The organism is Blautia sp. OM07-19 (genome assembly GCF_003481595.1).
GTDB lineage: Bacteria > Bacillota > Clostridia > Lachnospirales > Lachnospiraceae > Blautia_A > Blautia_A intestinihominis.
Map to the genome: position 1 here is coordinate 26492 of NZ_QULA01000010.1, position 11363 is coordinate 37854.

Genomic DNA, 11363 nt, shown 5'->3' on the forward strand with positions numbered 1-11363 from the left:
ATTTTCAGATAAAATACATTATCTAACGCGTTCTTTAACCTTTGCAGCTTTACCTACACGATCTCTCAGGTAGTTCAGCTTAGCACGGCGAACTTTACCCTGACGGATAACTTCTACTTTAACAACGTGTGGGGAGTGAAGCGGCCATGTCTTCTCAACGCCAACACCGTTGGAGCTCTTTCTTACTGTGAAAGTTTCTCTTGTGCTTCCGCCCTGTCTCTTAAGAACAGTTCCCTCAAAGATCTGGATTCTCTCACGGTTTCCCTCTTTGATCATAGCGTGTACTCTTACTGTGTCACCAACGCGGAACTGCGGTACTTCTGCTTTTAACTGAGCAGACTCAATGTTTTTGATAATGTCGTTCATTTTATTCTCTCCTATTCTTATCTGGATGTTCTTAATACATAATCTTGTAACAGAGGACCATCGTTTTTACAACATGTACGATTATACTATAAAAGATTCTTAATTGCAAGAAGTTTTTTATTTAATTCGCAGATGTATTGTCGGAAGAGGAAGCAGTATCCGCAGAAGCAGTATCTGAAGAACTGCTCATGATCTGGTTCAGTTCATCGATCATCTCTTCATCCTTCAGGCGGAACTTGATCTCCACTCGTCTGGATGCATCCTTATCGACATTTCCATCTGCGTCAAGGACAGGATTCGCCATGGAATGCCCGTTTACTGTCAGATAATTCTGAAGGTTCGCTGACTGTGTGGAATCCAGGAAATTCCCCTGAATATCAAGAAGATACTGAGCCACCGCCAGAGATCTCTGCTGGGAGAGCTGGAGGTTATAGCTGTAATCCCCGTCTGTATCGGTATAACCGTCAATGATGATCTCTGCAAGATACTTCATATAATCATCCTGCAGAAGAACTTTACAGTAGATCGGAAGGATCTGCTCCAGTGCCTGCTTACCGGCATCGGTCAGTTCTGCCTGGTCATAGTCGAACATGACACTTGCTTCCAGCGTCAGCGCACCGGTCTGTGCATCGATATCTACATTGATATTATTTTTGGAAAATTCATTCTTCAGTGCCTCGATAACCTCTGCCTTGACACCGATGATCTGGTCGATCTGTTCCTGCTGGCTCTTAAGCTGTGCAGTTTTGGTATCAAGAGCGGACTGCTGGCTCTTGAGTGTTGCTTCCTGTTCTTTGAGCTTGGCCGCCAGTGCAGTCAGCTGTTGCTGCTGCTCATCCAGTTTTTCCTGCTGTGTCTTGAGCTGTTCATCCTGGCTCTTGAGCTGTTCGTCCTGATTCTGGATCGTTCCTTCCTTCTCATCGAGGGCAGTCTGCTTGTCCAGAAGCTGCTGTGTGTATTCTTCCTGAAGAGCGATTTTGTCATCTCTCTCCTGGATACTCTCGTTGTAGCTTTTTTGGGCTTGAAAAAGGGTCACACACATGATCAGCACAAAAAGCAGAAGGACACCTGCCATCATATCAGAATAAGAACGCCAGACATTGAAGCCGTTGTTTTCTGATTTTTTCTTTCTGCGCATCTGATTCTCCTATTCTATCTGAATATACCAAATTTGCCTTTCTGTGCTCCCTTGGTCAGTTCGCGTAAATTGCGGTTCAGTTCTTCAAGAAGTGCCTGCTGCTGATCTCCCTGCTGCTCCAGAAGTTCTTCTAATTTGTCGAAAGACTGCTTCTGTGTCATCTGTCCGGCAGTCAGTGTCACATTCTTGCTGCTTCCTGCCGCGGAAATATCCGCAAGAAGACGGCGTACCTGATCCATGGTCTTGTAAGACAGTTTCTGGTAATTCATAAATTCCTGAAGTCTCGCATCGAACTCTGCAACAACCTGCTGATTTGCCTGTGCAAGTTCTGCATTTCGCTTGCCGGATGCTGTGATCTTATCCATTCCCTGTGCAGCCGCCTCGACATATTTCTGCATAGTCTGGTTACATGCAACCCAGAACTTCGCGGAAGAAGATTCTGCTTCCTTGAGATAATCCGCAAGGTGCTGATAATCTGCCTGCTGTTCCTTCTGGATCGCCTGGTTGTCCTTGAGGATGCGGCCAGCCATATCCAGATAATCCTTCTGAGCGGCGCTGGTATCCTCAAGCATGCTTCTCATCATACGCTCATGCTCCGCATAGGCCTCACTTAACTGACGGCTCATGGACTGATAGAGATTTGTCGTGTAATTCGTATTATCCGTCTGTGCATCCTTAAGCTGTGTAAGTGCTCTGCCAAAATCCTCGAACTGTGTCTTGAAGGAAAGATTCATTTCCTTAAGGAACGTATCCAGGATCTCCTTGATCGCATCTTCCTGACATTTGGTGACAGAATTGACCAGCACATCGAGAGAATCGTTCATCTTCTGGAAAGTCGGAGTGATGACTTTCTCAAAGCTGTCTGCCATCTGCACAGAGAATTTCTCTGCCATCTGTTCCATGGCTGCTGTCTGGTTCTTCTGGCTTGCAACCAGAATGTTCATGGACTCGCTCTCAGCAGTCGGCATGACATATGTATGGAAACGATCCAGAAAGCTCTGGAGATTGGATGTCAGAGAAGAATATTCTGATTTCATGCCACAGCTGTAAACGATGGACATCGCAATACCATAAATAGAAGTCAGGAACGCAACCTTGATACCATCTACCAGAGACGCAACGGAAGTTGTCATCGCCTCATAGTTGCTTGGTTCAAAGTTCTTAAGTCCCCATACAAGACCTACGAAAGTACCAAGGATACCAAGGCTGGTAAAGATATCCGGCACCATTTCCAGAAGCCTCTTGTGAATGTGTTCATCCACGTCTTCCTCATTCAGATATTCCTCAATATCACCAATTCCCTCCTGACTCTGAGAGATCGTATCGGTGAATGCCTGCATCTTGTCATCCAGATAACGGTGATGAAAAATGCCGTTCAGGGAAGAAAGCTTGCTTGTATCGATCTTGCCTGGTGACTGAAAAATATCCTTAAGCTCATCTGCCGCATCACGGAATGCTCTGGAAAGGTCATTCATGCGGAACATTCCGCCGAACATTCCCACCACATAAGCGATCACCATAATTCCCAGAAAGCAGAAGTTGTAAACCAGTATGCTGGCAGCTCCGCGGCCAACATAAAGTGTCATTCCGACAGCCGCGATCACAACTGCCAGAAAAAGTATTACATTTAACGCTTTTTTTCTCATAGCTTACCTCCTATTTCTGTTTCTTATCATATCATACCACTTTTTTGTGAACAAGTTGTTTTCTCCACTTTACCAAAAGTCTCACACTTTGGACACATTTTCCCCGGATAACACAAAAACAGCCCGGAAACTCTGTCAAAAAGTTTCCAGGCTGTCTTATTTCGTTTTATTTATGCATATACTTTGTCATCTTCCAGAAGAACGGCCTTGCCATCTGTGACCTCAACTACATTGACACTGCAGTTTGGAGGAACAAAACCATGCCAGAAATCCTTCGGATCATTATATACATTATGAAGAAGTGCTCTTACCGCACATCCATGAGATGCGATCAGGATCGTCTTATCCTGAAGAGCGGGATCGTGGATGAGTTCTTCCCAGAAGTCCTTTGTCCGAGTGAGGATATCCTGAATGTTTTCCCCATCCTTCGGACGTTCAAAGTTCCATGGATCTGTAAAAAACTTCTCCATCTGCGGATCCAGATATTCACGCGCATCGTTCATGCACACGACACCTTCCAGGACACCGAAGTTGATCTCCTGAATCCTTGCATCCTCGATCACCGAAACCTTTCCCGACTGTTTCTCAAGGATCAGCTCGGCTGTCTTTCTGGCTCTTATGAGCGGGCTGGTGATACAGAGGTCAAAAGAAACATCTTTTAATGCTTCCCCTGTCTTTTCGGCAAGAAGGATTCCATTTTCGGCAAGCGGGATATCTGCTACTCCCTGTACCTTATGAAGTTTGTTCCACACAGTTTTCCCGTGCCGTACAACATAAAGTTTCATCAGCTTCTCAGCTCGATTCCAAGGTCTGTCAGACCATTCAGGATCTTCTTCATTGCTGTTGTGATCTCAGCTTCTTCAAGAGTCTTTTCATGATCACGGAATACCACAGAATAAGCCATGGACTTGTATCCAGGTTTGATCTGTGCACCCTCGTAGATATCGAAGAGCTGGTAAGATTCAAGGATCTTGCCGCCTCTCTGCTCAAGGACATCCTCGATCTGTCCTGCAAGGACATGTTTCGGAACAACCATACTTAAGTCACGGGTAACTGCCGGATATTTGGCGATTCCTGTAAATTTGTGGTTGAATCCGCAGAATTCAAGGATATTCTGGATATCGATGACTGCGATGTAAGTTCTCTCACCGATTCCATAGTTATCTGCAACGATCGGATGAACTTCTCCGAGGTAACCGACTACTTTGCCTTCGTAGCTGATGTTTGCCTGTCTGCCCGGATGCAGATAAGTCTTGTTGCTGTCCGGTGTGTAGTGGACTTTTTTCTTCATTCCGGATTTTTCGAAGAATTCTTCTACAACGCCCTTCATATCAAAGAAGTCTCCTGCGCCGTACATTCCAAGAGTGAAGTGTGTTCTCTCATCCGGAAGTTCTGTCAGCGGCAGTGCTTTTGGCAGATATACCTTGCCGATCTCATACAGACGAACGCCTTTGTTTCTTCTGTTGTAGTTTGTTGCCAGAGAAGAAAGCATGCCATGCAGAGTTGTTGTACGCATGATGCTGTAGTCCTCTCCAAGCGGGTTGCTGATCGTGATCGCTTTGCGAAGGTCGCTATCCTCCGGAATGCGAAGTTTGTCGAATACTTTCGGGCTTTCGAAGGAGTAGGTCATTCCCTCTGAAAATCCGCAGTACTCAGCGATATCTCTTGCCACGTTCTCGATGCGGAGTTTGAATGGAAGTCTTCCTGTGGTAGCTTCTCCTGTCGGAAGTGTGGTCGGGATCTTGTCATATCCGAAGAATCTTGCAACTTCCTCTGCCACGTCTGCCATGCAGTGGATATCCTGACGGAATGTCGGAGCTACGATCTCATTTGTCTCCGGGTCCAGAGTCAGTTCTACTTTTGCAAGGTATGCAAGCATTTCTTCTTTTGTAAGGTCTGTTCCGAGAAGTGCGTTGATGCGCTCCGGCTCAAACGGTACTCTGGAAGGTTCTCTTGTCTCGTTACAGATATCTACGATTCCGCCTACGACTTCACCTGCTCCCAGTTCTTCCATAAGCTGGCATGCACGGTCGATTGCTGCTTTGGCATTGTTCGGGTCAAGACCTTTTTCGAATTTACCGGATGCATCGGTACGAAGTCCGATCCTCTTGGAAGAAAGACGGATGTTTGTTCCGTTGAAGCATGCTGCCTCAAAAAGTACCGTGTGTACATTGTCTGTGATCATGGAGTTTTCTCCACCCATGATTCCGGCGATGCCGACTGCTTTCTTGCCGTCGCAGATCATCAGAACCTGGTCGTCCATCTCACGTTCCTGACCATCCAGGGTTACAAATTTCTCGCCTGCCTTTGCACGGCGTACAATGATCTCTCTGCCTTCGATGGTATCCAGATCGTATGCATGCATCGGCTGGCCATATTCTTCCATAACATAGTTTGTGATATCAACGAGGTTGTTGATCGGGCGGATTCCGTTGGAAGCCAGACATCTCTGCATCCATTTCGGGGATGGTCCGATCTTGACGTTTTTGACAACTCTTGCTGTATATCTCGGGCAAAGTTCCGGATCTTCTACGGTAACTTTGACATAGTCAGATGCTTTTTCGTCGTTTCCTGTTTCTTTTACTACAGGAGGAACGAATTTTTTGTCAAAAGTGGCTGCTGCTTCTCTTGCGATTCCAAGTACACCGTAGCAGTCTACACGGTTGGATGTGATCTCGTATTCAATAACAACATCATCAAGACCGAGTGCTTTGATCGCGCTCTCGCCTACAACTGCATCTTCCGGGAAAATGTAGATACCGTATTCCGGAGCTTCCGGATACATTTCTCTTGTGCTTCCAAGTTCTTCGATGGAGCACATCATACCGCAGGATTCTACGCCTCTGAGTTTACCTTTTTTGATCTTGATGCCGCCAGGAGTCATTTTGCCGTCATGACCGCCTGCAACACGTCCGCCGTCCAGAACGACCGGTACTTTGTCTCCTTCTTTGACATTCGGGGCACCTGTTACGATCTGAATGGTCTCTGTTCCGATGTTTACCTGGCAGATGATGAGTTTGTCTGCATCAGGGTGTCTTTCTATTTTGTCAATCTGTCCGATCACGATCTTGTCGAGATCTGCATCCAGTTTTTCGAAGCCTTCCACTTTTGTTCCTGACAGTGTCATGGCATCTGTGTATTCCTGGGCTGTTACATCCAGATCCGGCACATACATTTTAATCCAGGACATTGATGTATTCATGTTTTATATCCACCTTTCGAATTTTTCATAATAGACTATGCAAGAATTGAACTAGTGTACTTCGCTCAACGATGCCACCGCATCGCCTCGTTCAGTCGCCTTGTCGATGAAAAAACATTCTGCGTTATTTATGAGACAGCACACTAGAATTGTTTAAGGAAACGTACATCGTTCTCATACAGAAGTCTCATATCGTCGATCTCATATTTGAGAAGTGCGATACGCTCAAGACCTACACCAAATGCGAATCCTGTATATTCATCCGGGTCGATGCCGCACATTCTCAGTACGTTTGGATGAACAGTACCGCAGCCGAGGATCTCGATCCAGCCGGAACCCTTGCAGAAACGGCATCCTTTGCCGCCGCACTTGAAGCAGGAAACGTCTACCTCTGCGCTTGGCTCTGTGAATGGGAAGTGATGTGGTCTGAATTTTGTCTTTGTCTCTGGTCCGAACAATTCCTGTGCAAACTCCTGAAGAGTTCCCTTAAGGTCTGCAAATGTGATATTCTTGTCGATGACCAGACCTTCGATCTGATGGAAAGACGGGGAATGTGTTGCATCTACTTCGTCAGAACGGAATACACGTCCCGGTGCGATCATACGGATCGGAAGTTTGCCTTTTTCCATGGTACGTGCCTGTACCGGGGAAGTCTGGGAACGAAGAAGGATAGAATCATTGATAAAGAAAGTATCCTGCTCGTCTCTTGCCGGATGGTCTTCCGGAATGTTCAGTTTGGTGAAGTTGTAGTCTGCATATTCTACTTCCGGACCTTCGACTACTTCGTAGCCCATTCCGATAAAGATACGCTCTACTTCTTCCAGTGCGATGCTGTTCGGATGACGATGTCCGATCATTGCCTTTTTTGCAGGAAGTGTAACGTCGATCACTTCTGCTTTCATTTTTTCTTCGCGAAGTGCTTCTTCCAGTTTCTTTCTGGTTGCTTCCAGATGTTCCTCGATCCTGGTTCTTGTCTCGTTAACCATCTGTCCTACTTTCGGACGGTCTTCCGGAGCAACATCTTTCATACTTTTTAAGATTGCTGTCAGCTCACCTTTTTTGCCAAGGTAAGCAACTTTTACTTCATTCAGTTTATCCGGACCGTCTGATTCTTCGATCCGTTTTCTGGCTGCTTCTGCCAGTTCCTGAAGTCTTTCCTTCATATCCATGGTTTTGTATCTCCTTTTTGTTTATTTATTACAGCATCAAAAAAGACCCCGTCCCACATAAAAAGGGACGGAGTCATTATCCGCGGTACCACCCTGTTTCCTGCTAAAGAGCAGGCACTCGAGTCATGCTTAACGCGCATCAACGTCATCTCCTACTGAAATAGTTCAAAGATGAAGCTCCGGCGGGAAAATAAGAAACTGTCTGAACTTAAGGGGGCTTACAGCCGCTGACTCCCTCTCTCTGAAAGGAAACAATTCCCTGAAACGCCTTCAAAGCCTTTGACTTATCTTTTCTTACTATGCCACATAGTGAAAAATCTGTCAAGATTTTTTTTGACCATCTGCCATAAAGTAATCTGTGCCTGACGGAACTGATTCTCAAAATAAGCATTGATCTCTGCACCGTAAAGCAGAAGGTTCATACAGCAGTAGAGCCACAGCATGACCATGATCAGTGCCGACAGACTTCCGTACATGTTGCTGAAATTCGGGAAAAATGTAAAATACAGCGAAAAAAAGTACGAAAACAGCGACCACGCGACAGCTATGATAAAAGCTCCCGGAATCTGGCTCTTGAGCGATGCTTTACGGTTCGGAAGGTAACGGTACAGCACCAGAAATACAAGAAACAATACTACAAATACAAGAAATGTCTTGGCACTCAATATCCTTCCAAGGACTTTCCCCAGAAACGGCATATGAATCACAAGCACCGCATGGATCCGGTTTCCCATGACAAGAAGCAGAAGGCTTATGATAATTGCGATCACAAACAGAAACATATACAGCATAGAATACAGTCTGTTTATCAGCCAGTTTCGGGTCTCTTTGACATGATAGATCACATTCAGTCCCGTAATGAGTGACTGCATACCCTTGCAGGAGGACCACAGAGCAAAAACACCTGAGATCGGCACGACCGCTGCGCTCTTGGTAAATACTTCTGCAATGATCTTGAGTACAAAATCCTGAAGGTTTGTCGGAACAAACCCGATAATAACCTGTCGAAGCATCCGATAGGTCAGCGGGGTATATTGGATCAGTGCGGTAAGAACCAGCACAAAGGGAATAAACGACATGATCAAAAAGTATGCCGCCTGTGCAGCGTAAGCACCGATATGGTCATTTTTGGTCCGGTCCATAAAGCCCAGGATCAACTGTACCGTGCTTTTGGCTTTCTTCTCTTCCATATTTCTTCTCCTGGTATCAGCAAATTTGTCTATTGACCATTGTACCATATCGTGTACAATGTGACAAGTTTGAGTTACTGTTCGCTCCGCACACAGCTACTGAGCAAAAAAACACTTATTTCACACCATAAATGTCTACAAACTCAATCTCCCGAAAAAAATATTCCAGGATCTCCTCATAGCTGTATCCTTCCTTTGCCATCTCATTCGCGGCAGTCTGACTCATTCCTACGCCGTGCCCGTATCCCCCGCCTTTCAGGGTGATTCCATCCGCATCCTGGCTCTGGATCTCGAAGTAGGCACTGGGGAGAAGTTTTCCCCCTTCTGTAACGCTGCCGTCTTTTTCTGTGATCTTGCAGCCCCTGGGAGAAAGAAATTCCCTTATGGAATACTCTCCGTCAACCGTTCCTGTTCCACCCTCTGTCGTTACGGTAAGTTCTGTCACTGCACCGCTCTGGCTTTTCTTCTGAACAGAAACTGCTTTCAGTTTTCCTGCGATGTTCAGAAGGGAAACGGCCTTCTCTTCCAGAGCAGTCCAGGGGATCTGCACCGTCCATGCACTCCAGGGCTCTTCTGCGTCAAATTCACAGGGAACGCTTTTGAGATAAGATGCAGTTTCGCTAACTCCCCAGATCTCATCCGTGCTCGTCACACCCGCCGAGGTAGAAAAATAATACGCCTCTACAGGCTGTCCATTCTGGGACAGGATCATTCCTTCGGTTTCCCTGACCGCTTTTGTTGTCGATTCCTGCGGTGCAACATTCTGGTAAACCTGATAACTTACGCTGTCATCCACATCTGCACCATATTCATGGAGTCTGCTGCCCTGCATCTGCTTCCAGGCGTAGGTTCTCGCACAGATTGCCTGCGCTTTGAGTGCTTCTTTTTCGTATGTGGATGGCATCTCACTCGGGACAACTGCCTCCAGATATTTTTCCAGCGGAAGAATATTGATCGCCAGAAGTCCCTCTTCACACGGCCGGATCTCAAGTCTGCCGCCATAGGAAGGTGTCCCGCACTGCCTGTGGATCGACGGGATCAGGATTCCTCCTTCCTGCTCCGGGATCGAGATGATCTCATTTCTTCCACGCAGTGCCTCCGCTTCATAGACAGTCTCTTCTCCATTTAAGGAAATTGTCACAGAATCATGATATACAAACTGAAAATCAGAATCTGTAAGTGCTACCCGGATCTCGGGTTCTGCTTTGTTTTCTTTCGTCTGTCCGGCTGCTGCACAGTCATGTACAGACAATTCATTCAGCAGTACCACAAGCAACACTAAATACACATAAAAAAATCTGGCTTTCCTCATAATCCATTATATGAGGAAAGCCAGAAAACATGGCTGTTATTTTCTTACAGAGAATCTGTAAACTGTCTCAGAGTAATATTTCTCTCCTGCTTCCAGAACTGGTGAATGGAAATTCTCTACATTGACTGCATTCGGCTCTACCTGTGTCTCAAGGCAGAATGCCTCACGTTTATTATAAACATGTCCGTTCTTACCGTGCTCATCCTCCACGAAGTTTGCCGCATAGAACTGTACGCATGGGCAATCTGTAAGAACATCCATCTGGATACCGGATTTCTCTGACCACGCAGAAGCGATCTCACGGATGCTCGCCTTGTTGTATCCGTCTGTCACATAGTTATGGTCAAAACCTCCTGTGAATTTGAGCTGTTCAAAATCAGCCCCGATATCTCTGCCGATCTGCTTTGCGGTACGGAAATCCATCGGAGTTCCCTCAACAGATGCATTCTCGCCAAGCGGAATGGAATCCTCACGGACCGGAGTGTATTCCTGCGCATGAATGGTAAGATACTGGTCCATTGCAGTGCCGCTGCCCTCTCCGTTCAGGTTGAAATAGGAGTGGTTCGTCATGTTTGCAACGGTTGTCTTGTCGCTCACACCGGAGTAAACGATGCGGACTGCATTCTCCTCTGTCAGCTCATAAGTAACAGAAACTTCGAATTCTCCCGGATAGCCATTCTCTCCATCAGGACTGATCCTGGAAAAAGTAACTGCATTCTGTCCCTCTACTGCAGATGCATTCCACAGTTTCTTCTCAAATCCGTCCGGGCCGCTGTGGAGATTGTTCTTGCCTTCGTTTGGCGTCAGTTTGATCTCTGTGCCATCCAGCATAAATCTGGAATCTGCGATACGGTTGCCGCTTCTGCCGATGCATGCTCCGAAAAAGCATCCATTTACAAAATAACTCTCAAGATCATCGTATCCAAGGACTACGTCTGTCAGTCTGCCATCCTTATCCGGCACGCAGACATTCACCAGGATCGCACCATACTGTGAAACTTCTATGTAAGCTCCTGCCGCATTCTCAATGTGATAAATATGTGATTCTTCACCTGAAGGTAAATTTCCAAAAATCCACTCTGTTACCATGCTGTAATTCCTCCCGATTCATTCTTCAAAAAAAGAGCCATATACAAATGGCTCATTCTTTCTTAATTCCCCCGGAATGCCGTTCCCTTCCATTTGACGCCTAGCTTTCGCCAGGTTGGGTGTCCTCAACTGATGATCTGCCTTCCACGACGAGAGGCCTGACATCACAGCAGCGATGTTGGATTCCCTATTAATAAATGTAGGTTCAAATAAAAAAAGGGGCATCGCACATTCCAGGAATTCTTTTGTTG

Annotated in this window: 9 protein-coding genes, 1 other RNA gene and 1 other annotated feature; all 10 genes read right to left on the reverse strand. The window is 46.2% G+C overall.

What is annotated here, in order from left to right; all coding sequences use genetic code 11:
- Nucleotides 1-18: 18 nt before the first annotated feature.
- Complete coding sequence (gene rplS, locus DXC01_RS08985) at nucleotides 19-366, reverse strand: 50S ribosomal protein L19 (RefSeq protein WP_022215307.1); 348 nt, start codon at nucleotides 364-366, stop codon at nucleotides 19-21.
- Between the two features lie 121 nt (nucleotides 367-487).
- On the reverse strand, nucleotides 488-1504 hold the full coding sequence (locus DXC01_RS08990; RefSeq protein WP_118698756.1) for an OmpA family protein: 1017 nt from the start codon (nucleotides 1502-1504) through the stop codon (nucleotides 488-490).
- A gap of 14 nt (nucleotides 1505-1518) precedes the next feature.
- Entirely contained in the window at nucleotides 1519-3150 is a 1632-nt protein-coding gene (locus DXC01_RS08995) for a MotA/TolQ/ExbB proton channel family protein (protein ID WP_118698757.1), read from the reverse strand.
- Between the two features lie 170 nt (nucleotides 3151-3320).
- Nucleotides 3321-3935 (reverse strand): histidine phosphatase family protein, encoded by a 615-nt coding sequence (locus DXC01_RS09000; RefSeq protein ID WP_118698758.1) that lies wholly within the window; start codon nucleotides 3933-3935, stop codon nucleotides 3321-3323.
- Nucleotides 3935-6352 carry a phenylalanine--tRNA ligase subunit beta gene (gene pheT / locus DXC01_RS09005; protein WP_118252441.1) on the reverse strand — a complete coding sequence of 806 codons (2418 nt, stop codon included), beginning with the start codon at nucleotides 6350-6352 and terminating at the stop codon, nucleotides 3935-3937. The genes DXC01_RS09000 and pheT overlap by 1 nt, the downstream gene beginning before the upstream one ends.
- A gap of 143 nt (nucleotides 6353-6495) precedes the next feature.
- Nucleotides 6496-7515 (reverse strand): phenylalanine--tRNA ligase subunit alpha, encoded by a 1020-nt coding sequence (gene pheS / locus DXC01_RS09010; RefSeq protein ID WP_118698789.1) that lies wholly within the window; start codon nucleotides 7513-7515, stop codon nucleotides 6496-6498.
- Between the two features lie 66 nt (nucleotides 7516-7581).
- Nucleotides 7582-7804: a binding site (T-box leader), on the reverse strand.
- Between the two features lies 1 nt (nucleotide 7805).
- Nucleotides 7806-8711, reverse strand: coding sequence for a YihY/virulence factor BrkB family protein (locus DXC01_RS09015; protein WP_022215301.1), 906 nt, complete (start codon nucleotides 8709-8711; stop codon nucleotides 7806-7808).
- A 115-nt stretch (nucleotides 8712-8826) separates the two neighbouring features.
- Nucleotides 8827-9999, reverse strand: coding sequence for a SpoIID/LytB domain-containing protein (locus DXC01_RS09020; protein ID WP_243111583.1), 1173 nt, complete (start codon nucleotides 9997-9999; stop codon nucleotides 8827-8829).
- A 60-nt stretch (nucleotides 10000-10059) separates the two neighbouring features.
- Nucleotides 10060-11112, reverse strand: coding sequence for an aldose epimerase family protein (locus DXC01_RS09025; protein ID WP_118698760.1), 1053 nt, complete (start codon nucleotides 11110-11112; stop codon nucleotides 10060-10062).
- Nucleotides 11113-11176: 64 nt separating this feature from the next.
- Nucleotides 11177-11355, reverse strand: a non-coding RNA gene (gene ssrS / locus DXC01_RS09030) — 6S RNA.
- Between the last annotated feature and the right edge of the window lie 8 nt (nucleotides 11356-11363).

Excerpts from the sequence above, each read along its gene's own strand:
- rplS (WP_022215307.1), bottom strand. The coding sequence starts at position 366 with ATGAACGACATTATCAAAAACATTGAGTCTGCTCAGTTAAAAGCAGAA.
- DXC01_RS08990 (WP_118698756.1), bottom strand. The coding sequence starts at position 1,504 with ATGCGCAGAAAGAAAAAATCAGAAAACAACGGCTTCAATGTCTGGCGT.
- DXC01_RS08995 (WP_118698757.1), bottom strand. The coding sequence starts at position 3,150 with ATGAGAAAAAAAGCGTTAAATGTAATACTTTTTCTGGCAGTTGTGATC.
- DXC01_RS09000 (WP_118698758.1), bottom strand. The coding sequence starts at position 3,935 with ATGAAACTTTATGTTGTACGGCACGGGAAAACTGTGTGGAACAAACTT.
- pheT (WP_118252441.1), bottom strand. The coding sequence starts at position 6,352 with ATGAATACATCAATGTCCTGGATTAAAATGTATGTGCCGGATCTGGAT.
- pheS (WP_118698789.1), bottom strand. The coding sequence starts at position 7,515 with ATGAAGGAAAGACTTCAGGAACTGGCAGAAGCAGCCAGAAAACGGATC.
- DXC01_RS09015 (WP_022215301.1), bottom strand. The coding sequence starts at position 8,711 with ATGGAAGAGAAGAAAGCCAAAAGCACGGTACAGTTGATCCTGGGCTTT.
- DXC01_RS09025 (WP_118698760.1), bottom strand. The coding sequence starts at position 11,112 with ATGGTAACAGAGTGGATTTTTGGAAATTTACCTTCAGGTGAAGAATCA.